Origin of the sequence: Aquitalea sp. ASV11 (genome assembly GCF_016429185.1) — a bacterium.
GTDB classification, from domain to species: Bacteria; Pseudomonadota; Gammaproteobacteria; order Burkholderiales; family Chromobacteriaceae; genus Aquitalea; species Aquitalea pelogenes.
The window spans coordinates 37,995-59,760 of sequence record NZ_JAELUD010000006.1 but is presented as its reverse complement, the minus strand read 5'-3'; the positions used below and the strand labels follow the sequence as shown (position 1 = coordinate 59,760).

The 21,766-nt window shown below is 60.6% G+C and carries 22 protein-coding genes; 13 read left to right on the top strand and 9 right to left on the bottom strand.

The window, feature by feature from the left end:
• Window positions 1–21 precede the first annotated feature (21 nt).
• From JHD62_RS03750 to arsC, 4 genes are all read right to left on the bottom strand, one after another.
• Window positions 22–1,167 (bottom strand): HlyD family efflux transporter periplasmic adaptor subunit, encoded by a 1,146-nt coding sequence (locus JHD62_RS03750; RefSeq protein ID WP_199101818.1) that lies wholly within the window; start codon window positions 1,165–1,167, stop codon window positions 22–24.
• A gap of 11 nt (window positions 1,168–1,178) precedes the next feature.
• Entirely contained in the window at window positions 1,179–2,609 is a 1,431-nt protein-coding gene (locus tag JHD62_RS03745; protein ID WP_370541023.1) for an efflux transporter outer membrane subunit, read from the bottom strand.
• Window positions 2,610–2,699: 90 nt separating this feature from the next.
• On the bottom strand, window positions 2,700–3,194 hold the full coding sequence (locus tag JHD62_RS03740) for a MarR family transcriptional regulator (RefSeq protein WP_045847744.1): 495 nt from the start codon (window positions 3,192–3,194) through the stop codon (window positions 2,700–2,702).
• Window positions 3,195–3,348: 154 nt separating this feature from the next.
• The gene (gene arsC / locus JHD62_RS03735; RefSeq protein ID WP_045847745.1) at window positions 3,349–3,699 is read right to left on the bottom strand and encodes an arsenate reductase (glutaredoxin); all 351 of its coding nucleotides are present in this window, start codon (window positions 3,697–3,699) and stop codon (window positions 3,349–3,351) included.
• A gap of 240 nt (window positions 3,700–3,939) precedes the next feature.
• Between arsC and JHD62_RS03730 the strand changes: the two genes are divergently transcribed.
• The 5 genes from JHD62_RS03730 (at window position 3,940) to JHD62_RS03710 (ending at window position 8,657) form a co-directional block, all read left to right on the top strand.
• Complete coding sequence (locus JHD62_RS03730; RefSeq protein ID WP_199101817.1) at window positions 3,940–5,145, top strand: multidrug effflux MFS transporter; 1,206 nt, start codon at window positions 3,940–3,942, stop codon at window positions 5,143–5,145.
• 223 nt (window positions 5,146–5,368) lie between these two features.
• The gene (locus JHD62_RS03725; protein WP_045847747.1) at window positions 5,369–5,914 is read left to right on the top strand and encodes an iron transporter; all 546 of its coding nucleotides are present in this window, start codon (window positions 5,369–5,371) and stop codon (window positions 5,912–5,914) included.
• Window positions 5,915–6,036: 122 nt separating this feature from the next.
• Window positions 6,037–6,360: a cupredoxin domain-containing protein gene (locus JHD62_RS03720; RefSeq protein ID WP_045847748.1), complete on the top strand. Its 324-nt coding sequence runs from the start codon at window positions 6,037–6,039 to the stop codon at window positions 6,358–6,360.
• Window positions 6,361–6,387: 27 nt separating this feature from the next.
• Entirely contained in the window at window positions 6,388–7,206 is an 819-nt protein-coding gene (locus tag JHD62_RS03715) for an FTR1 family protein (protein WP_199101816.1), read from the top strand.
• On the top strand, window positions 7,203–8,657 hold the full coding sequence (locus JHD62_RS03710) for a 4Fe-4S binding protein (protein WP_199101815.1): 1,455 nt from the start codon (window positions 7,203–7,205) through the stop codon (window positions 8,655–8,657). Before JHD62_RS03715 ends, JHD62_RS03710 begins: the two co-directional genes overlap by 4 nt.
• A 57-nt stretch (window positions 8,658–8,714) precedes the next feature.
• On the opposite strand, the gene ybaK is transcribed toward JHD62_RS03710, so the two are convergent.
• Window positions 8,715–9,197, bottom strand: a complete 483-nt coding sequence (gene ybaK / locus JHD62_RS03705; RefSeq protein WP_199101814.1) for a Cys-tRNA(Pro) deacylase — start codon at window positions 9,195–9,197, stop codon at window positions 8,715–8,717.
• A 103-nt stretch (window positions 9,198–9,300) separates the two neighbouring features.
• On the opposite strand from ybaK, the gene JHD62_RS03700 reads away from it, so the two are divergent.
• Window positions 9,301–9,612: an antibiotic biosynthesis monooxygenase gene (locus tag JHD62_RS03700; protein ID WP_199101813.1), complete on the top strand. Its 312-nt coding sequence runs from the start codon at window positions 9,301–9,303 to the stop codon at window positions 9,610–9,612.
• On the opposite strand, the gene JHD62_RS03695 is transcribed toward JHD62_RS03700, so the two are convergent.
• Window positions 9,596–10,708 carry a LysR family transcriptional regulator gene (locus JHD62_RS03695; RefSeq protein ID WP_233160605.1) on the bottom strand — a complete coding sequence of 371 codons (1,113 nt, stop codon included), beginning with the start codon at window positions 10,706–10,708 and terminating at the stop codon, window positions 9,596–9,598. The two genes, JHD62_RS03700 and JHD62_RS03695, sit on opposite strands and share 17 nt — an antisense overlap.
• On the opposite strand from JHD62_RS03695, the gene JHD62_RS03690 reads away from it, so the two are divergent.
• From JHD62_RS03690 to pcaF, 6 genes are all read left to right on the top strand, one after another.
• Window positions 10,639–12,387: an acyl-CoA dehydrogenase family protein gene (locus JHD62_RS03690; RefSeq protein WP_199101811.1), complete on the top strand. Its 1,749-nt coding sequence runs from the start codon at window positions 10,639–10,641 to the stop codon at window positions 12,385–12,387. The genes JHD62_RS03695 and JHD62_RS03690 overlap by 70 nt on opposite strands.
• Window positions 12,384–13,577 carry a CaiB/BaiF CoA-transferase family protein gene (locus JHD62_RS03685; protein ID WP_199101810.1) on the top strand — a complete coding sequence of 398 codons (1,194 nt, stop codon included), beginning with the start codon at window positions 12,384–12,386 and terminating at the stop codon, window positions 13,575–13,577. The genes JHD62_RS03690 and JHD62_RS03685 overlap by 4 nt, the downstream gene beginning before the upstream one ends.
• 78 nt (window positions 13,578–13,655) lie before the next feature.
• On the top strand, window positions 13,656–15,005 hold the full coding sequence (locus JHD62_RS03680; protein ID WP_199101809.1) for an MFS transporter: 1,350 nt from the start codon (window positions 13,656–13,658) through the stop codon (window positions 15,003–15,005).
• Between the two features lie 27 nt (window positions 15,006–15,032).
• Window positions 15,033–15,821 carry an enoyl-CoA hydratase-related protein gene (locus tag JHD62_RS03675; protein ID WP_199101808.1) on the top strand — a complete coding sequence of 263 codons (789 nt, stop codon included), beginning with the start codon at window positions 15,033–15,035 and terminating at the stop codon, window positions 15,819–15,821.
• 28 nt (window positions 15,822–15,849) lie between these two features.
• Window positions 15,850–17,385: a 3-hydroxyacyl-CoA dehydrogenase gene (locus JHD62_RS03670; protein WP_199101807.1), complete on the top strand. Its 1,536-nt coding sequence runs from the start codon at window positions 15,850–15,852 to the stop codon at window positions 17,383–17,385.
• Complete coding sequence (gene pcaF / locus JHD62_RS03665) at window positions 17,385–18,593, top strand: 3-oxoadipyl-CoA thiolase (protein WP_199101806.1); 1,209 nt, start codon at window positions 17,385–17,387, stop codon at window positions 18,591–18,593. The genes JHD62_RS03670 and pcaF overlap by 1 nt, the downstream gene beginning before the upstream one ends.
• On the opposite strand, the gene JHD62_RS03660 is transcribed toward pcaF, so the two are convergent.
• Together JHD62_RS03660 and msrP are read right to left on the bottom strand one after the other, a co-directional pair.
• On the bottom strand, window positions 18,586–19,212 hold the full coding sequence (locus JHD62_RS03660; RefSeq protein ID WP_199101805.1) for a sulfite oxidase heme-binding subunit YedZ: 627 nt from the start codon (window positions 19,210–19,212) through the stop codon (window positions 18,586–18,588). The two genes, pcaF and JHD62_RS03660, sit on opposite strands and share 8 nt — an antisense overlap.
• A gap of 1 nt (window position 19,213) precedes the next feature.
• Window positions 19,214–20,122, bottom strand: coding sequence for a protein-methionine-sulfoxide reductase catalytic subunit MsrP (gene msrP / locus JHD62_RS03655; RefSeq protein WP_199101804.1), 909 nt, complete (start codon window positions 20,120–20,122; stop codon window positions 19,214–19,216).
• A 424-nt stretch (window positions 20,123–20,546) separates the two neighbouring features.
• Here msrP and JHD62_RS03650 point away from each other — a divergent pair, with 424 nt between their 5' ends.
• Window positions 20,547–21,080 (top strand): fimbrial protein, encoded by a 534-nt coding sequence (locus JHD62_RS03650; RefSeq protein WP_199101803.1) that lies wholly within the window; start codon window positions 20,547–20,549, stop codon window positions 21,078–21,080.
• A gap of 358 nt (window positions 21,081–21,438) precedes the next feature.
• Here the strand turns inward: JHD62_RS03650 and JHD62_RS03645 are convergent, their stop codons facing one another.
• A complete protein-coding gene (locus tag JHD62_RS03645; protein WP_199101802.1) occupies window positions 21,439–21,621 on the bottom strand; it encodes a hypothetical protein in 183 nt (60 codons plus the stop codon).
• Between the last annotated feature and the right edge of the window lie 145 nt (window positions 21,622–21,766).

Here is a 21,766-nt window from a genome sequence, read left to right as displayed (position 1 = left end):
CCGCTACTGCTTGGCCGGGAATTACTGGGCGTTGGCGGCCAGCAGGCTGGCGACCAGATCGTCTGCCTGTTTCAGGTCCGGGGTGAGGGCACGGGTTTCCTGCACCGGGTTGTCACGTGCGCTTTGCGCCAGCGTCGGACCATCCTGCTTGCTGGTATCGACCACGGCATCCACCGACAGGCCGACGCGCAGCGGGTGTTCCTTCAGCTGCTTCGGGTCCAGCTGGATGCGTACCGGCACACGCTGTACCACCTTGATCCAGTTGCCGGTGGCGTTCTGTGCCGGCAACAGCGAGAAGGCGCTGCCAGTACCGGCCGACAGGCCTTGCACCTTGCCGTGATAGCTCACCTTGCTGCCGTACACATCGGCAGTCAGTTCCACGTCCTGACCAATGCGGATTTTGGCCAGCTGTACTTCCTTGAAGTTGGCATCCACCCATACGCTGTCCAGCGGCACCACCACCATCAGCGGTGTGCCGGTGGCCACACGCTGGCCTACCTGCACATTACGGCGGGCTACATAGCCGGTTACCGGTGCCTTGACCTCGGTACGTTGCAGCGCCAGCCAGGCTTCCTTCAGCTTGCTGGCTGCGCGTTGCACATTGGGTTGCTTGGCCAGCACATCCTTGCCCACCAGTGCATTGGTGGCCTTGGCCTGCTCGCGGGCGGCGTCCAGCGCAGCCTGGGCGGTTTTCACCGCATCACGGGCGTGGCCCAGTTCTTCGGCCGACATGGCATCGGTACCCGCCAGGGTTTCACGGCGCTTGAGGTCGGACTGGGCGCGGCCCAGCTCGGCTTCACGCTGTGCCACCTGGGCGGCCAGCTGCTGGGTGCTGGTCATCAGCTGGCGGGTTTCGCGCACGGTTTGCACAAATTCGTTACGGGCACGTTCAAACGCCAGCTTGGCATCGCTGTTGTCAAACGCCACCACGGTCTGGCCGCTGTTGACGCGGTCGGTGTCTTCGGCGCTGATTTTCACCACGGTGCCTGCCACTTCCGGGGTCAGCTGCACCATGTGACCGGCCACATAGGCGTCGTCAGTGCTTTCCTGATGGCTGAGCACCAGACCCCAATAAACACCGTAGCCGATGGCCAGCGCGGCAATCAGGCCGGTGGCAACAAAAAGGTTGCGTTTGCGGCTTTTCGCCGTCTCGATCTGCTTATCCATGATGGGTGTCCTTAGCGGGCTTGTTGGGTGGTTTCACTGGTGGCGAAGCCCCCGCCCAGTGCAGTGTTCAGATTGGCCCAGGCCATGCGGTTGGCGGCCGTGGCGTCGATCTTGCCGCCTTGCTGGTTCAGGTCGGCCTCTTCGGCTTGCAGCACCGCCAGCTTGTCCACCAGCCCGGCCTTGAAGCGCAGCACGGTGCTGTCGGATGCCTTGCGGCTCAGCTGGGTGGCCTGGTGGGCGTCAGACAGCTGGCTGGCGGTTTTTTGCCAGGTGGACAGGCTGTCGGCGGCATCGCGCAGGGCAAACAGTACGGTCTGGTTGTAGTTTTCCACCGCCATGTCGTAACGGGCGCGGGTGGAGGCCAGATTGGCCTGCAAGGCACCGGCAGTGAAGATAGGCAGGTGAATGGCCGGCGTGATGCCCACCACCTTGGAACCGGCCTTGAACAGGTCACCCGTTTCCAGTGCCGACTGGCCGATGAAGGCCGACAGCGACACATTGGGGTAGAACTCGGCTTTGGCTGCCTTGACCGACGCATTCATCGCTTCCACGCGGGCGCGCTGGGCCACGATGTCCGGCCGCTGGCTGAGCATGTCCAGTGTCAGGGCGGCATCGGGCATGGCAGGAGCCGGTTTCAATGCCGGTGGCTGCAAGCCATCCAGGGCATGCGGCGGCTGGCCGCTCAAGGCTGCCAGTGCATGACGGGCGTGGTCGGCCTGGTCGGCCAGTGCGCTGTCCTGCTGACTCAGCTGCTTGAGGCGGATTTCTGCCTGACGCAGGCTGTCGCCCGGCAACAGGCCGGCGTTGACGCGGGCTCGGGTCAGCGCCAGCTGGCTTTGTGCCAGTTGCTGGCGGGCCTTGAGCAGCCTGGCCTGGGCCGTAATGCGTTGCAGCTCGGTGTATTGCGCAATCACCGCCTGGGTCAGGGTCAGGCGCGCTTGCTGGGCTTCCAGCGCCACCGCCTGCTGATTGCCAATGGCGGCCTGTACCGCGGCGCGGTTCTTGCCCCAGAAGTCGATTTCCCAGCTGGCACCCAGCGACAGGGTGTAAACGTCATAGTAGTTGCCGCCGATGGGGGCGGGCAGCAGGCCGTACAGCGAGTAGCGTTCGCGGTCGACGCTGGCATTGGCGGCCACTTGCAGGCCGTCCTTGCTTTGGGCCATGCCGATGGCACTGCGTGCCTCACGCAGGCGGGCATCCGCCACTTTCAGGCTGGGAGATTGTTGCAACGCGGTGCGGATGAGCTGGTCCAGCTGCGGGTCGGCCAGTTGTTGCCACCAGCCGGCCTGCACCTGGCTGCCCGCACGGGCAGGGTCCAGCTGCAGCTGGCTGGCCGTCAGCGGTGTGGCCGGGTTGTTTTCCTCGCCGAAGCTGGCGCAACCGCCCAGCATGGCGGTCAGCATCAACACGCCGGCAGTCTGCTGCCAATTGGGTTTATTCACCTTGTGGGTCTCCAGATTCCATCGTGATGCTTAGTGAAATGATAGTCACGCACGTTATTATTTGGGCAAAAAACAGGGCGGCTGCCCTGGTTATCCACCCAGTTTGGCCAACAGCTTGCGCATCAGCTGTTCCATCAACTGCATTTCTTCCTGATCAAAGTCCTGCCACAGCGCGCGATGACTGGCGCGGGAAACCGGCAGCAGTTTTTCCACCAACTCCAGCCCGGCAGCGGTCAGTTCCAGGCCTATCTTGCGGCGGTCTTCCTCACAGGGAATCCGCGTGGCCCAGCCGTTGCGTACCAGTTCGTCCACGATGCGGGTGGCGTTGGTGCGCGAGGAATCCAGCGTGTCGCTGATGTCAGACGGAAACAAAGTCTGATGCGGGCAGGAGTACATGGCCAGCAAGGACATCCACAGCGATTCGTTCAGGCCGTATTCCTTCATGTCCTCATTCAGATGACAGGTCAGGCGCGGCAGGATGTGGTAATACAGCCGCGTAAGGATGACTTCCTGACGCGGCACACCGGGGAAGCGGGCTTCTATCCGGTCCACAGCCTGTTCCAGATGATGGAATGATTTGTTCATCCCGGTATTTTAGTAACACACGTTACTATTTTTCAAGTGATTATTTGTATCAAAGTAATTTCACTACCGTGCACTGTTGTGCAGACATGACAACGCCAGGCAAGAGCCTGGCGCAGGGCAGGGGTGCGCAGCAGGATGCGCGGTGCTGATGCTGTCAGTGTTGTAACAAGGCCAATACCTTTTCCGGCGGACGGCCAAGCACGGCCATGGTGTCGCTGACTGCAATGGGGCGTTCGATCAGCATGGGGTTATCCACCATGGTTTCAATCAGCGAGTCCCGCTCCAGCGTGATGTCGTCCAGACAGAGGGTTTCGTATTCCTCTTCCTTGGTGCGTAGCAGGTCACGCGGTTCCAGCTGCAGCAGGGTGAGGATGTGGTCCAGCTCGGCTGCGGTAGGCGGGTGTTTCAGGTATTCGATGACTTCCACTTCGGCCCCGGCTTCTTGCAGCAGGGCCAGCGCCTCGCGCGATTTGGAGCAGCGCGGGTTGTGATACAGACGGATCATGGTGGGTCTCCCTTTTGGTTCTGGTGGGGTGGGATGAAGGGCTGCCACACCGGCCTGGCCGGGCAGTGACTTCCATCTTAGACAGAAAACTTTTTCTTTGTGCAGCGGCAATGACATCCGGTGTTGCCGCTTTTCTGCGCGGCGCATTCTCGCTCAGCAGGCGCACCGCGCCAAGGGTTTGGCTTTTGCCGGCGCCGGGCGGTAACATGTGCCGCCCCCTCCGCCCTTGATCGGATTTTCATGTCGCATTCCGCGCGCAGCCATTTTGGCTTGGCCATGTTGCTGGCGGCCCTGTCCACGCTCGGCCCCTTCTCGATTGATACTTTCCTGCCGGCCATGCAGGCCATTGGCCATTCGCTGTCGGCAACGCCCTTGCAGATGCAACAGGCGCTGACGGTTTATCTGCTGTGTTATGCGGTGATGATGCTGTGGCATGGTTCGATTTCCGACGCCGTCGGCCGTCGTCCGGTGGTGCTGGTCACCACCTTGCTGTTCAGTCTGGCTTCGCTGGGTTGTGCGCTGGCGCCGTCGCTGGGCTGGCTGCTGCTGTGCCGTGGCTTGCAGGGTTTGTGTGGTGGCGCCGGGCTGGTGGTGGGGCGGGCCATCATCCGCGACAAGCTGGACGGCGCAGCGGCACAGCGGCTGATGTCGCAGGTAACCATGCTGTTTTCCCTGTCCCCGGCCATTGCACCGGTGGTGGGTGGCTGGCTGTTCGGGGCTTTTGGCTGGCATTCCATTTTCGTGTTCATGGCGCTGATCGGCCTCGCGCTGTTCGTGATGAGCTGGTTTGCGCTGGATGAAACCCATCATGCCCACCTGCGTACCCCGTTGGCCTGGCGCTCCTTGCTGCGCAACTACCTGGAAGTGCTGGGCAAGCGCGATTTCCAGCTGCTGGCAGCGGCGGTGTCCTGCAATTTTGCCGGCTTCTTTCTGTACATTCCGTCGGCACCGGTATTCCTGATGCAGCATTTGCATTTGCGACCGGACCAGTTCTTGTGGATGTTCGGTCCGGCGGTGTCCGGCATCATGTTCGGCGCATTTTTGTCCGGCAAGATGGCCGGACGGCGCAGCGCGCGTGAAATCGTCACGCTGGGTTATGTGCTGATGTTTGTCGCTGCGGGGGCCAACCTGGCCTACAACCTGCTGGTGGCCCAAGCCGCCATGCCGTGGGCGGTGTTGCCGCTGGCGCTGTACACCACCGGCATGTCGCTGGCTGCACCGTCCATCACGCTCAACCTGATGGACCAGTTTCCGGCACTGCGTGGCACGGTGTCGTCCTTGCAGGGCTTTTTGCAGACCATGCTGTCCAGCATCGTGGCCGGGGTGATTGCGCCGCTGGTCTGGGGCAGCACGCTCAGCCTGGCCTGTTGCATGGCGGTGTTTCTGGTATTGGGCTGTCTGTGTCGTACCGCGTATCGCCGGCGGCTGGCGCGTTTGCCCGGCTGAGGCTGCCGTTGGCCTCAGGCCTGCTTCGTTGTGGAGCGACCTTGTTGTAAATTCTGCATACTGAGTAGGGTTTTTCCGGGATTTATCAATAATTTTCCCGGAGAGTGTCCATTGGTGGATTGCGAAAGAGAATGATTCGCATATAAAATGCGAAAAATTATCATTCTCCTGCAGCCATCCGTAGCGACCTCCGCTGCCCGCTGCTTTGCATAAAGGGTAACTCATGCGCTCCACCATCAGCACCGTTTTGCTGGCTTCCGCCGCCCTGACCCTGAGCGCCGTGGCTGCGGCCAAGGAATATCCGATTGGCAAGCCGGCTATCAAGAACGGCATGGAAATCGGTGCGGTTTACCTGCAACCCACCAAGATGGAACCGGAAGGCATGATGCGTAAGGCCGAAGAGTCCGACGTGCATCTGGAAGCCGACATCCATGCAGTGAAGAACAACCCCAACGGTTTTGAAGAAGGTGCCTGGATGCCTTACCTGATGGTCAAGTACGAGCTGACCAAGGTGGGTGGCAAGGGCAGCATCAAGGGCGACATGATGCCGATGGTGGCCAATGATGGCCCGCACTACGGCGACAACGTAAAGCTGCAAGGCCCGGGCAAGTACAAGCTGAAGCTGACCATCCTGCCGCCGTCGGAAAACCCGCACGCCCACTTTGGCCGCCATGTGGACAAGGAAACCGGCGTGGGCCCGTGGTACAAGCCGTTTGAGGTGAACTACGAATTTACCTATGCCGGCATCGGCAAGAAGGGCGGCTACTAAGCCGCTGCCCGAACAGGCATGGCGCGAATGAGAATCTAAACGCAAACCATTCCTGTTGGAGTATCATAAGAAACAGCGCTACTTGCTTTAAGTTGGCGCTGTTTTCTATTCAGAGGTTGCACATGAAAGTTGCGATGTTTCTGGCGGCAGCCCTGCTGTCGATGACGGCACTGGCCGATGACATGCCCACGTTCAAGCTGGAATTGAAGGACGGTGTGGTCAAGCCCGCCCGCCTGCAAGTGCCGGTCAATACCAAGTTCCGTCTGGAAGTGAGCAATACCGGCAAGACGCCGGCCGAATTCGAAAGCACCCAGCTGCGCAAGGAAAAGGTGCTGGCACCGGGCGTAACCTCTTCGGTGATCATCCTGCCGCTGAGCGCTGGCGAGTACAAATTCTTTGACGATTTCCATACGGCTAGCGGACAAGGCGTGATTGTCGCCAAGTAAGCCGTCTGGTTTGAGAGGACACAAGTAATGGGTCAGGTGCTGTTCATTGTCTGGCGCGAAAGCGTGGAAGCCTTGCTGGTGGTGGGTATCCTGAATGCCTGGATGAACCAGAACCCGCAAGGCCGCGCCGGTAAGCCCTATTTGTGGGGTGGTGTGGCGCTGGGGATTGCGCTGGCGGTATTGCTGGCGGTGGCGCTGTTTTCTGCCAGCACCCTGATGGCGGGTTCGCAGGATGTGTTCCAGACCGTCATGGAGTTCATGGCTGCCGGCCTGATCGTGCAGATGGTGTTGTGGATGCGCGAGCATGGCCGCACGTTGAAAAAAGAGCTGGAATCCGGCCTGGCCGATAATGCCAGCACTGCCAACTGGTGGGGTGTCACCACGCTGGTGGCCATTGCCGTGGCCCGTGAGGGTAGCGAGACGGTGGTGTTCCTGTACGGCATGCTGGGCAGCGCCGACGGCCAGACCTTGCTGCACATGAGTGGCGCGGCCTTGATGGGCCTGGCGCTGGCTTTCCTCACCTTTTATGTATTGCAGCTGGGTGGCAAGGTGTTGTCCTGGCGCCTGTTTTTCCGCGTGACCGAAATCATGCTGCTGCTGCTGGGGGCGTCCTTGTTCCTGGCCGGGGTGGAAAAGCTGATTTCCATGGAAATCCTGCCTGCGCTGATCGACCCGCTGTGGGATAGCTCGGCACTGCTGGACGACATGAGCCCGGCTGGTGGTGTGGTGGCTTCGCTCACCGGCTATCGTGCCCACCCGGCACTGATGAGCCTGCTGGCTTATCTGGCGTTCTGGGCGGGAGTGTCCGGCCTGTTCTTCTGGCGTAAGCGTCGTCAGTCCGCATGAAACCGCAGTCTGATCACCGCCGCCGGCCCGAACTGGTGCGCACCGTGTCTGGCGGATGTGGCAGCCATGCGCCCTTGGGACATGGCAGGCTGGCCGTGGTGGGCAACTGGCTGCGCGATCATGCCGGTACGTTGCGCCTGTTGCAGTGGCTGGTGGTGCTGGTGTATGCGGCTCTGCTGATCATCCCCGCCTGTCTGCCGCTGCCGGACGACAGTGCCCGTATCGTCAACAACCTCACCATCTTTGCCCAGTTTGTGTTCTGGGGCATCTGGTGGCCCTTCGTGCTGCTGTCCATGGTGCTGTTTGGCCGACTGTGGTGCGGCGTGCTCTGCCCGGAAGGCGCGCTCAGTGAATGGGCGGCCAAGAAGGGCCTGGGCCGTCCGATTCCGCGCTGGATGCGCTGGGACGGCTGGCCTTTTGTCGCCTTTGCCCTCACCACCCTGTACGGTCAGTTGGTGAGTGTTTACCAGTATCCCAAGGCGGCGCTGTTGGTGCTGGGCGGCTCCACGGTAGCAGCCATTGCGGTGGGCCTGGTATACACCCGTGGCAAGCGCGCCTGGTGTCGCCATTTGTGCCCGGTGAACGGCGTATTTGCCTTGCTCTCCAAGCTGGCTCCCATGCATTACAAGGTGGATGAAGAGCGCTGGCAGGAGTCAGCCCGCCAGTCCGGCGTCATCCGCATCCAGGCGGTGGACTGCGCCCCCCTGCAGCCGCTACGCCACATGCAGGGCGGCAGTGGCTGTCATATGTGCGGCCGTTGCAGCGGTCACCGCGATGCCATCACCCTGAGTCTGCGTTCTCCGGCTGAAGAGGTGGTGAAGGTTGCAGCCAAAGAGGCCAGTGCATGGCAGACGCTGCTGATTGTCTATGGCTTGCTGGGTATTGCCATGGGGGGGTTCCACTGGACGGCCAGCCCCTGGTTTGTCGACATGAAACAGGCGGTGGCGGAATGGCTGGTGGACCACGACATCATGTGGCCGCTGGATACCAATGCGCCGTGGTGGCTGCTCACGCATTACCCGAATCACAACGACGTATTTTCCTGGCTGGATGGCATGGCCATCATCGCCTACATGCTGGGTACGGCGTTGGTGCTGGGCAGCGGCTTATTGTTGGCGCTGTCCTGTGCGGTGCGCCTGGCTGGCGCGTGGCGCAGCCAGCGTCTGCATCATCTGGCTCAGAGCCTGATTCCGCTGGCCGGTATCGGTGTGTTCCTGGGGCTGTCGGCGCTGACCGTCACCCTGCTCAAGGCTGAAGGTATTACCACCGGGTGGGCCAATGATCTGCGCCTGGGCCTGCTGTTGCTGGCCAATGTCTGGTCGCTATGGCTGGCGGCGGGCATCGTGCGGCAATGGCAGATCGGCTGGCGTACCTTGCCGGCACTGGCTTGCCTGCTGGCCGGCATGGCACTGGTGGATGCCGCCTGGGGCTTCATGTTCTGGTGGTGGTAAAACGGCAGACTTTGCTAGCAAACAGGGCGGTTTTACCGCCCTGTTTTGCGTCCGTATTCAGGCTGCCGCCTGTACCAGCACCGGCTGCAACACGCGGATGACTTCCTGCGGGTCGATGCCGATCAGGAAACCGCGCTTGCCGCCATTGATATAGATGCGTGGCAGCTGGGCAATGCTGCTTTCCATATATACCGGCATAGGGTGGCGAGTGCCAAACGGGCTGGTGCCGCCCACCTGATAGCCGCTGTGCTTGTCTGCCGTTTTCGGGTCGCAGGGGTTGATCTTCTTCACGCCAATCTGCTTGGCCAGCATGCCGGTGCCCACTTCGCGGTCGCCATGCATCAGCACGATCAGCGGGTGCTTCTGTTCGTCTTCCATGATCAGGGTCTTCACCACGCAGTGCTCGTCCACGCCCAGTTCGCGTGCCGACACCGTGGTACCACCCTTGTCCTCGTATTTGTACAGGTGCTCGCTGTATTCCACCTTGTGCTCGCGCAGCACGCGAATGGCCTGGGTGACCGGCGTTTTTTCCTTGGACATATCCGTCTATCCGTTTACGGCAAAACGGCTACTTTAGTGGCTGTGGCGGCCCACTGCAAACCCTGTGTTCTATGGCATTCTGATGTTTTCAGGGAGACTGCCCATGATTCTGGAAGCCGCCATGCTGCAAGTGAAAGCCGGTATGCAGCAGGAATTCGAAACCGCCTTTGCCCAGGCGCAAACCATTATCGCCAGCATGCCCGGCTATCACTGGCACCAGTTGCAGCGCTGTCTGGAGGTGGAAGGCAAATACCTGCTGCTGGTGGGCTGGGATAGCGTCGCCGCCCACGAACAGGGTTTTCGGCAGTCAGCGGGCTATCAGGAGTGGAAACGGCTGCTGCATCATTTTTATCAGCCGTTTCCGGTGGTGGAGCATTTCGAGCAGGTCGAGCCTGCATCTAGGCCACTGGGTTGATATGGTTTTGCAGTACCTGCGCCAGTAAGGGAATACAGCTTTCATGGACGTCTTGATGACGGAGTAGCAGCACCCTGGTTGTCAGCAACATGTCAACCAAGGGGCGGTAGCCGACGCGCTCGGTTGCGATATGCTGCAGACCTTGTGGTACCAAGGCGATACCCAGCCCCATCCCCACCATGGTGATGATGGTTTCCCAGGTGCGGGCCTGATGCTGAATACGTGGATAAAAGCCGGCAGCAGCACATTGGGCCAGAATCTGATGGTGGAAATGAGGCGAGACTTCCGGTGCAAACAGAATGAATGATTCTTGTCGCAGGGCAGACAGGTCGATAGTGGCTTGTTGGTGTAATGGATGAGCCTGCGGCAGGCAGCAGACAAATGCCTCTTCCACGACCACATCGGCCCGGATGCAAGGAGGAAAGTGCGCACCATTGGCACAGCCGATATCAATCTGCCGTTTCTCCAGCGCAAGAATCTGCTCCTGTGTGCCCATTTCTTTCAGGGCAACGGCTACACCGGGATATTGTCGGGAAAATTGTGCAATTGCTTCCGGCAGGCCGCGATAGAGCATGGAGTTGATAAAGCCCAGGCGAATAAACCCTTTCTTCCCCTGTGCATAGCTGTGCAGCATCTGCTGCAATTCATCCGCACCTTCCAGCAGGCTTCTGCATTTGATCAGCAAAGCGTCACCACATCGTGTGAGCCGGACTTCCTTGTTGTTTCGCAAAAATAGCTTAACACCTATTCTTTCTTCCAGTTTCCGAATGTCAAAACTCAAGGCCGGCTGAGAAATATGCAGCCGTTTTGCCGCTCGACCAAAATGCAGTTCTTCAGCAACTGCAAGGAAGTTGCGTAATTGTCTGAGCTCCATTTTCTTCTTCCATTGATGTCGATAAACATGATTTATCGTTCGAAAATTTAAATGTATTGGACGCATGCAGTGCCATGCCAATAGCCTGTTTTCTTCATTAATCAAGCTTGGCTGTCGCTTGATTCGGATGATGATTCTTGAGGAGAAAACAAATGGCAATGCATCAGGATGGTCATGGTGGAAATAATATTCCCGATAGCAGGAACTGTAATTTCTTTGCATCGGATAAAGATCTGGCTGCCTTGCTGTCCCTGCATTTAGGGGACGAGTATTATTCCAGCATCAAAGAACAGTTGTTTGATTTGGGTGGCAGGATAACGGCGGAATTGGATGAGCTGGCATTGCTGGCTGATCGGAACCCTCCAGTGTTGTATCCGCGAAATCGACGTGCCGAATCTGTGGATCATATTGAAAAGCACCCGGCTTATATCAAGCTGGAAAAGGTAGCTTATTCAGAATTGGGCTTGGCATCGCTCAGTCATGATGGAAAAAATAATCCACCATTGCTGAAATATGCCCTGACCTATCTGTTTGTGCAGGCTGAATTCGGCCTGTGCTGTCCGGTCAGCATGACTGACTCCCTCACCCGTACCCTGTGCAAGTTTGGCGAGCCCGAACTGGTCGCCCGTTATTTGCCTCATCTCAGCAGCCGCAATTTTGACCAGCTCTATCAGGGCGCCATGTTCATTACCGAGCAGCAGGCCGGTTCGGATGTCGGCCAGGTGGCCACCCGTGCCGTACGCGGTCAGGCGGCTGACGGCAGCGAACAGTGGCAGTTGTATGGCGACAAGTGGTTCTGCTCCAATCCGGATGCCGATCTGGCCATGGTATTGGCACGCCCGGAAGGGGCGCCTGAAGGGATACATGGCCTGGGTTTGTTCTTGTTGCCCAAGCAACTGCCAGATGGCACGCGCAATGCCTACCGTATCGTGCGGCTGAAACCGAAAATGGGCACCCGTTCCATGGCCAGCGGGGAAATTGTGCTGCAAGGCGCAACGGCCTATCTGATTGGCCAGATTGGCCGTGGTTTCCAGCAAATGGCCGACATGATCAATATGTCGCGGCTGTCCAATGGGGTGAGGTCTGCCGGGCTGATGCGCCGCGCCTTGTCAGAAGCCTTGTTCGTGGCCGGTCAGCGTCAGGCCTTTGGCAAACGCCTGATCGACATGCCGCTGATGCAACGCCAGTTGTTGAAGATGCTGCTGCCTACCGAACAAGGGCGTTCCATGTTCATGCATACCGCGCAAATGCTGGGGCGGGCCGATGCCGGTGATGCCAGTGCGCAAGGCGCGGTACGGCTGCTGACGCCGCTGATCAAGTTCCGTACCTGCCGCGATGCACGCCGGGTGACCGGCGACGCCATGGAGGTGCGCGGCGGGCTGGGCTACATCGAGGAATGGAGCGATGCCCGCACTGTGCGCGATGCCCATTTGGGGTCCATCTGGGAAGGTACCAGCAATATCGTAGCGCTGGATATCCTGCGCGCGGTGAAACGCGCGGGGGCGCTGCCACCCTTGCTGGCCCATGCGCGGGCCTTGCTGGACGAGGCTCAGCTGCCTGCCGCCAGTGATCAGTTGTTCCGTCGTCTGTTGCAGCGGGCTGCTGACAATCTGGTGCAGCTGGCCGAGCGGGGCGAGGAACAGTCGGTTCGCCAGGCGGGCAGCCTGTTCTACCACGTGTTGACTGCCTTGTTTATGGCTTGGGAAGGTGCGCAGCTGGCCCCGAACTACCGTCGCTTGGCCTTGGCGCATCTCGTGCTGCGCCACCGCGTATTGCCACAGGATCCAATGCAATTGGATGACGCGGCCCTGCCCGTGGGTTTGGCCACAAAACTGTTGGCTGATCAGGATATCAATCTGGATGAGGCCATGACTTGCCTGCCTGCCGGAGCACAACCATGAAGCGGGCAGCAGGCGCTTTGCACGGGGTGCGCGTGCTGGACTTGAGCCGGGTGCTGGGCGGGCCGTATTGCAGCCAGGCACTGGCCGATCATGGCGCAGATGTCATCAAGCTGGAGCCGCCCGGCGGGGATGAAACCCGTAGCTGGGGGCCGCCTTTTCTGGGTGATACCGCCTGGTACTTCGAGGGCGTCAACCGTAACAAACGCGCCATTTGCGTCGACCTGTCGCAAGAAGCAGGGCGGGCCATTGTGTGGCAGTTGCTGGAGCAGGCTGATGTGCTGCTGGAAAACTTCAAGCCCGGCACACTGGCGCGCTGGGGCATGGACTATGCCCACGATCTGGCACCGCGCTTTCCCCGCCTGATTCATTGCGCGGTGACCGGCTTTGGCGCGGAGGGGCCGCTGGGGGGCTTGCCTGGCTACGATGCCGCCATCCAGGCCATGACCGGTCTGATGAGCGTCAATGGTGAGCAGGACGGGCCACCATTGCGGGTGGGGCTGCCGGTGGTGGACATGGTGACTGGCCTGAATGCCTTGTCTGGCATCTTGCTGGCGCTGTATGAGCGCGAACGCAGCGGGCTGGGGCAATCGCTGGATATCGCGCTGTACGACTGCGGTGTGTCGCTGCTGCACCCGCATCTACCCAATTACTTTGGCTCGGGCACGGCCACGCTGCGTAGTGGCAATGCCCATCCCAATATCGCGCCTTACGACAGCTACCGTACCGCCAGCGTGCCCTTGTATCTGGCCGTGGGCAACGACCGCCAGTTTTACCGGCTATGCCAGCGGCTGGAGTGTGCAGCTCTGGCGGATGACCCGCGCTTTGTCGACAACCGCAGCCGCTGCGCTCATCGCCCGGCACTCAAGCAGGCGCTGGAGGCAGCCCTCAGCCAGCACCGGGCTGAAGAGCTGGCCCCGCGCCTGTTGCATGACGGCGTGCCCTGCGCGCCGGTACAGGGGGTGGAGCAGGTGGTGGCGCATCCGCATACCGCTTATCGCCAGTTGCTTGTGAGTATGGGGGAATACCGTGGTACCGCCTCGCCAATCAAGCTGTCGCGCACCCCTGCGCGCTATGACACGCCGCCCCCGGCCTTGGGCCAGCACAGCCGTGACGTACTGGCCGAACTGGGCTATGCGCCTGCACAGCAGCAGGCGCTACTGGATGCCGGGGTGGTAATCAGCCACGGCTGAGCCATTCCTGCCCGGTGTCTCCCGCGAGCAGCCAGCCTGCCATGCCGGGGGACACGCCTTTATTTTGGAGACAAATCCATGCAACACGTGCATACCCAGGCGCACGACAAGAAAAAACCGATGCGTGCCGCCATTGCTGCCTTTGTCGGCACCACCATCGAGTGGTACGACTTTTATATCTATGGTCTTGCCGCCGCGCTGGTGTTTGGCAAGGTATTTTTTCCCGCTTCGCTGGACCCGGGCGTGGCCACGCTGCTTTCCTTTGTCACGCTGTGGGCCGGTTTTATCGCCCGGCCATTGGGCGGCATCATTTTCGGCCATTTTGGCGACCGTATCGGCCGCAAGACCACGCTGGTGATTACCCTGATGCTGATGGGCCTGTCCACCTTGGGCATCGGCCTGCTGCCGTCCTACCAGAGCATTGGTGTGCTGGCACCCATCTGCCTGGTGCTGCTGCGCATCGTGCAGGGCATTGCCGTAGGCGGCGAGTGGGGTGGAGCAGTGCTGATTGCCAGCGAAAACGCACCCAAGAGCAAGGGCATCCTGTATGCCGCCTTTGCCCAGCAAGGCTCACCGGCGGGTAATCTGCTGGCCACGCTGGTGTTCTTCCTGCTCAGCCGCATGCCCATGCCGGAGTTTGTGCAGTGGGGCTGGCGTATTCCGTTCCTGCTATCGGCGCTACTGGTGCTGGTGGGGCTGTTTATCCGCCTGCAACTGAGCGAATCCCGTGCCATGCAGCAGGTGATTGCCGAGAACAAGGTAGAGCGGCTGCCGCTGCTGAGTGTGATCCGTCAGCACGGCATGCTGGTATGGATGGCCATGCTGGTGCCCACCGTCATCCACGTGACGTATCTGAAAACCACCTTCGCCCTGTCCTGGGCCACCAGTGAGTTGGGTTATGGCCGGGAAACCTTTTTGCAGATCATCCTGTGGGCTCTGGTGGTGCAGTTTGTGGTGCAGCCATTTGGCGCGGTGCTGGTATCGCGTATGGACAAGGTCAAGGCCATTTTGTGGATTTTGCTGCCGGAATTCCTGCTGATGCCGTTGATGTTCTGGGCCATCTCCACGGGTAGTTACTGGCTGGCTGTCAGTGCCATGTGCCTGGCCACAATTCCGCACTCCATGTTTTACGGAGCCATTGGCGGCATTCTGGCCCAGGCCTTCCCGGTGCAGCTGCGTTACACCGGCATGTCCTTTTCTTACCAGCTGTGTTCCTTGCTGATCGGCGGAGGCACGCCGGTGCTGGCGCAGTGGCTGCTCAATCTCACGGGCGGCATCAGCCTGGTGGCCATGATTTCTGCTTGCTATGCGCTGGTATCGCTGTTCAGCACCCTGTGGCTGCTCAAGCGCATCCCGGCGCTGGATGCACCGGAGTCCGGCGCGACGCCTGCACCGCTTGCCGCCGCCGCAACGGTACAGCCGCGCTGATCCACACCGTCCCAAGGAGAAACAAGCATGCCATATGCCGATATTCCCGATTTACTGCATTGCTCCGGGCCGCTGGACGGGGTGCTGACCTTGCGTTTGCACCGACCCGCCGTTCGCAATGCGCTGTCCACGCCCCTGTTGGCCGCCTTGGTGGCGGTACTGGCTCAGGCCGAACAGGACGCGGCGGTGGCGGCGGTGGTGCTGACCGGTGGTGACACCGTGTTTGCCGCCGGGGCAGACCTGGCGGAAATGGCGGACAAGAGCATGCCCGCCATGCTGTGTGACGAACGCCCGCAGTTGTTTGCCGCCATTGCCCGTTTTCCCAAGCCACTGCTGGCGGCGGTGTGCGGCTATGCGCTGGGCGGCGGCTGCGAACTGGCCATGCACGCCGACATCATCATTGCCGGGGAATCTGCCTGCTTCGGCCAGCCGGAAATCAAGCTGGGCATCATGCCGGGTGCCGGTGGTACCCAGCGTCTGCTGCGGGCGGTGGGCAAGTCGCTGGCGATGAAAATGGTGCTCAGCGGCGACTTTATTGGGGCCGAAGAAGCCAGACAGGCCGGCTTGGTGGCCGAGGTGTGGCCGGATGCCGATTGCCTGCCCAAGGCCCAGGCGTTGGCAGCACGCATTGCCCGGCACGCCCCGCTGGCCTTGCGCCTAGCTAAGGCGGCGTTGTTGGCGGCGGCCGAAACCAGCTTGTCCGCCGGGCTGGCACAGGAGCGTGCTCATTTTGTCACCCTGTCCGCCAGCCAGGACCGGCAGGAGGGCATCCGCGCCTTTCTGGAAAAGCGTCCACCACAGTGGCAGGGATGCTGATCCCGCCTGTTCACGAAAGAGAGAACCCATGCAACAAGCCCTTTCTGTTTCACGACAGGTGGCCATTATCGGTAGTGGCGTGATGGGCCGTGGCATCGCCATGGTGGCCGCTGCCGCTGGCCATCCGGTGTGTTTATATGATGCCAATGGCCAAGCCAGCGCCCAGGCGGTAGAGACCATTCACCAACACTGGCAGCGCCAGGCCGACAAAGGCAAGTTATCCGGCGCAGACTTGGCGCGCCTGGGAGAACGGCTGTCCCGCGCCGAACAACTGGCGCAACTGGCCGACGCCGGTCTGGTGATTGAAGCCATTGTCGAAGACCTGGCCGCCAAGCAGGCGCTGTTCTGCCAGTTGGAGCAAATCGTGGCGGCGGACTGCCTGCTGGCCAGCAACACCTCCTCCCTGTCCATCACCGCCATTGCCGCCGCCATGGCCGCACCGCAGCGGCTGGTGGGCATGCATTTTTTCAACCCGGCTCCAGCCATGCGCCTGGTGGAGATCGTGCGTGGCCTGGCCACGGAAGCGGATGTGCTGGAACAAGTGCGTGCCACTGCCTGCGCCTGGGGCAAGGAGACGGTGTTGGTGCGCTCCAGTCCCGGTTTTATCGTCAACCGCATTGCCAGGCCGTTTTATCTGGAAAGCCTGCGCTGCCTGCAACAAGGCCTGGCCGACAGCGTCACGCTGGACCGCCTGTTGCAGTACAGCGGCGGTTTTCGCATGGGGCCGTTTGCCTTGATGGACCTGATTGGCCTGGATGTGAATCTGGCCGTGCATCGCTCCATCTGGCAGGCCATGTGTTACGACCCGCGCTACACCCCCTTGTGGATTCAGCAGGAAATGGTGGCCGCAGGCTGGCTGGGACGCAAAAGCGGTCGTGGTTATTACCTGTATCCACAAGTGGAGCCCGCTGCACCAGACCCGTTGCCCGCGCAACAGCCGGACTGCAGTCAGATCAGCTTCAATCTGGCGCAACCTGTGGCCGCAGTACTGGCACAGCGGCTGCAACAAGCCGGTGCACCTGTAGTGGGCAGCCACGATACGGCATCCGACTGGCTGTTGCAGGCGGGGGGGGCGCATGTCTATTTAAGTGATGGCCGCCCGGCGGCGCGGCGCGAACAGGCGGGACAGCGGCCTTGCCTGCTGCTGGATCAGGCTGTTGATTTTCAGCACGTCAGTCTGCTGGCCGCCCAGTCCAGCCCTGGCCTGTCCCTGACGGAGCGGCAGACGCTGGAGGTCATGCTGAATGTCGCGGGCATCCGCCTGTGCCATCTGCCGGATGCCGCCGGGCTGCCGGTACTGCGTACGGTGGCCATGCTGGTCAATGAAGCGGCTGATGTGCTGCAGCAAGGCCTTGCCAGTGCCGAGCATATCGACCGTGCCATGTGCCTGGGCCTGAATTATCCACAAGGCCCATTGGCCTGGGGCCGACGGCTGGGCTATGGCTGGCTGGCTCAGGTGCTGCACCATCTGGCGGATTACCACGGTGATGGTCACTACCGCGTTTCTGCCTGGTTGCAGCAACAGGCCTTTTCTTCCCTGTCATCCCCTGCCGAGGTGTTGTAATGCAAGACGCTTTTATTTGTGATGCCGTCCGTACTCCGATTGGCCGCTATGGCGGCAGCCTGTCCACCATCCGTTGTGATGATCTGGCCGCCTTGCCCTTGCGTGCCTTGCACGCGCGCCACCCCGAGCTGGATTGGGGGGCGCTGGATGATATCTGGCTGGGCTGTGCCAATCAGGCCGGGGAGGACAACCGTAATGTGGCACGCATGGCGGGCTTGCTGGCCGGTCTGCCCATTACGGCTGCCGGGGTGACGCTGAACCGGCTGTGTGGTTCCGGCATGGATGCAGTGGGCAGCGCCGCACGCTGCATCGCACTGGGTGAGGCCGATTTGCTGCTGGCTGGCGGGGTGGAGAGCATGTCGCGTGCACCACTGGTGCTGGGCAAGGCGGCTCAGGCCTTTGACCGCAATCAGGCGCTGTTTGACACCACCATCGGTTGGCGCTTTATCAACCCTTTGCTGGCAGAGCAGTTTGGCACCGACTCCATGCCGCAAACCGCTGACAACGTGGCAGCTGCCTTTGGCATCAGCCGGGCCGATCAGGACTGCTTTGCCCTGCAATCGCAACAACGCTGGCACGCCGCACAGCAGCAGGGCCGCTTTGCCGCGGAAATCATCCCGGTGACGCTGTCGCGTCCGCGCCAGCCGGAGCGGGTGTTTGATTGTGACGAGCACCCGCGCCCGGAGGTGACGCTGGAAGGGCTGGCCAGGCTGTCCGCCATCAATGGCAAGGATCTGTCGGTGACGGCGGGCAATGCCTCCGGGGTGAACGACGGGGCTTGCGCCTTGCTGCTGGCTTCGGCGCGTGCAGTACAGCAGCATGGCCTGCGCCCACTCACCCGCGTACTGGGCATGGCCTGCGCCGGGTTGGAACCACGGCTGATGGGCATGGGCCCGGTACCCGCCAGCCGCAAGCTGTTGCAGCGGCTGGGTCTGCGTTTGGAGCAGATGGAGGTGATTGAAATCAACGAAGCCTTTGCTGCCCAGTCACTGGCGGTGCTGCGTGAGCTGGGCCTGCCGGAGGATGCGCCCCACATCAACCCCAATGGTGGGGCGATTGCCATGGGCCATCCGCTGGGCATGAGTGGTGCACGCTTGTTGGCCACCGCCAGTTATGAGCTGCAACGCCGTCAGGGCCGCTATGCCTTGTGCAGCATGTGCATTGGCGTGGGGCAGGGCATTGCCGTGGTGCTGGAGCGGGTCAGCTAGCGCGCTGCCGCAGCTTGCGCACCAGCCGCCAGCCCAGCAGTACCCCCAGCACGCTGGCGTACAGCATGGGCTGGGTGAGGTCTTTCTTCACTAGCCACCAGTAGTGCAGTACGCCCAGCAGCGCCACCGGGTAAACCAGCTGGTGCAGCTTGCCCCAATTGCGTTTCAGCCGTTTCATCCAGCCCTGGGTGGAGGTGATGGCCAGCGGCGTCATCAGCAGCATGGCGGCAAAGCCCACGGTAATGAAGGGTCGCTTGGCGATGTCGTGCAGCATGCCGGGCCAGTCAAAAAACTGGTCCAGCCACACATAGGTGGTTAAGTGCAGGCAGCCGTAAAAAAAGGCATACAGGCCCAGCATGCGGCGCAGACGCAGCGGCCAGCCCCAGCCGAATTGCTGGCGCAAGGGGCTGATGGCCAGGGTGATCAGCAGGAAGCTCAGCGTCCAGGTGCCGGTGGAGCGGGTGATGAACTCCACCGGGTTGACGGCAGCGCCGGACAGCACAATCCACGCCGCGCGGGCCAGTGGCAGCAGGCAGAGCACAAAGACCGCAATCTTCAGCCAGTTGAAGCGGGCAGGCTGGCGGGCGGCAGCAGGGTTTTTCATGCGCAGGGTCGTCATGTCAGAAGTTCTTGCGCAGGTCCATGCCACGGTACAGGCTGGCCACCTGATCGCCATAGCCGTTGAACATCAGCGTTTTGCGCTTGAGGAATTCGCCGATGCGCCGTTCGCTGGCCTGACTCCAGCGTGGGTGGTCCACTTCCGGGTTCACATTGGAATAGAAGCCGTATTCATGGGCATTGGCCATATTCCAGCTGGTGGCGGGCATTTGCTCTTGCAAATGGATGCGCACGATGGACTTGATGCTCTTGAAGCCGTATTTCCACGGCACCACCAGCCGGATGGGCGCGCCGTTCTGGTTGGGCAGCACATCGTTGTACAGGCCGACGGCCAGAATGGTGAGCGGGTGCATGGCTTCGTCCATGCGCAGCCCCTCGCGGTAAGGCCAGTCCAGTACGCGGCTGCGCTGGCCAGGCATCTCGGATGGGCGTTGCAGGGTTTCGAAGGCCACGTATTTGGCGCGCGAGTTGGGGGCGACTTGTTTGAGCAGGCTGGAGAGCGGAAAGCCTATCCACGGAATCACCATGCTCCAGCCTTCCACGCAGCGCAGACGGTAGATGCGCTCTTCCAGCGGCTGTTTCAGCAGTTCCTCGATGCCAAAGCTGCGCGCCTTGCCCACTTCACCATCCACCACCACATTCCACGGCCGGGTTTTCAAGGCCCCGGCATACATGGCCGGTTCGCTCTTGTCGGTGCCGAATTCGTAGAAATTATTGTAGGTGCTGATTTCTTTCAGGCTGTTGGGCTTGTCGCTGGTGGACAGCGGGCTTTTTTTGCCCGCCAGTGCGGCCAGGGTTTCACCGGACAGCAACAGCCCGGCACTACCCAGCATGAACTGGCGGCGGTTGAAGTACACGCCTTCGGGCGTGATTTCCGAAGGCTGGATGTCGGCGGGTTTCTTGATGAGCATGATGGTTTCTCCAGTGCTGTGCTTCTTTGTCGCAGCAACAGGGAGAATCTGACATGCAATCTTTACGATTGTTCAGACTGGTTCGATAGCCAATGGCTAATTTGTATGTGCAAGGTCCAGCAAGGGACGCAGCATGGGCTGAACGCGTGGGCTGTGGGGCGGTGGCAGCATCCTTGCGCTGTCGATGCGCTGCGGAATCGCTTGCCAGCAATGTCTGGTGGGCTGGATGGAATGACTGGAGTGGGGCAAGTCATTTTATCAAGAGAATTGCTCAAAAAATTTCTAGGTAGTTTTACATAGATCAAAATGTTTCCTATATAGAAAACAGTCACTTAAAGCCAATGGCTTCAGTTGTAACACAAGCAATAAAGAAAGAGTGACTTTTCTTATTAAGCGATGAATCAAATATTCAGGGAGCGGTAAAATGCACAAGTCATTGATTATTCTTGGCGCGGCTTTGGCTGGGGTTGTTTCACAAGCGTACGCTTATGATGGGACTTTCACCATCAATGGCAATGTATCTGCCGAAAGCTGCACCATCAGTGTGGCTGGGGGGACCAGCAATGGCAGCATCACCCTGCCCACCGTGTCCACCAAAGCGTTGGCTCTTGCTGCCGCCACCGCCGGTACTACGGACTTCACCATTGCGCTGTCAGCATGTAGCGGATCAGCCACCCAGGCGGCCATCTGGTTTGAATACGACAGCAATGTCAATGCCGCCGGGCGTCTGGTCAATACTGGCACGGCCAAGAATGTCGATGTTGCCCTGTATAACCTTTCGTCAACCATACCCATTGCCATTGGTCAGACTAATGGTGCGTTTGGCAGCAGCGGGGCGGCATTTCCGATCAGCAGTGGCACCTCCTCCTTGCACTATCAGGCGAAATACTACGCCACGGGTGCTGCCGTCGCTGGTACGGTGACGGCCAGCGTCAACTATACGGTTCAGTACCAGTAGCCCACTGGTGGCTACCTTGCGCATGGAGCCGGGCTCGCGCTGATAACACACCGGATTGCGCAAAAGCTGTTTACCGAACTAGAGCTACCTGTGCCTGACGGCGCCCTACCGCTGTCTGGCAGTGTAGTCACTCCGGCGATACCCCTTCCATTTTCTGCCCGGCAGTCTGACCGCCCTGCGCAAGAACTGCCGCCGCGCACGTTAACCCCGCTGCCACCTTACACCTTCTGGCCCTGACCTTGCATGTTTTGTAAATGTTCCGCGTTGGCATGGCTTGCCCCACGCACGCTACGCTATTGGGTGAACCGCTGTGGGCGCGGTGCGCCGATGATACATGGTCTTGCCCTGGTGGATGTGGCTAGAGCTGGTGAAAACCCAGCCAGTACAGCAGCACGAAGATGGCCGATGCAGCCAGCAGGGCGGTGGCCAGCGTGCTGACGAATTCACGCAGGCTGGCCCGCTGACGCCGGTCCAGCAGCCAGCGTGCGATGGCGTACAGCACGGCAAACAGCAGCAACAGGCGGAGCAGGCGACCGATCATGGCAGGGACGGGGTAAGAAAACCGGGCCGATTATGCGGTGCATGCGAAACGGTAGCAAGCAAGGCTATGGATATAATCGCCCAGACAAGCGATGATAGCAGCCGTAGCCTACAGGAGGCTCCGCACCGAGAATGGCCAGCAAGGC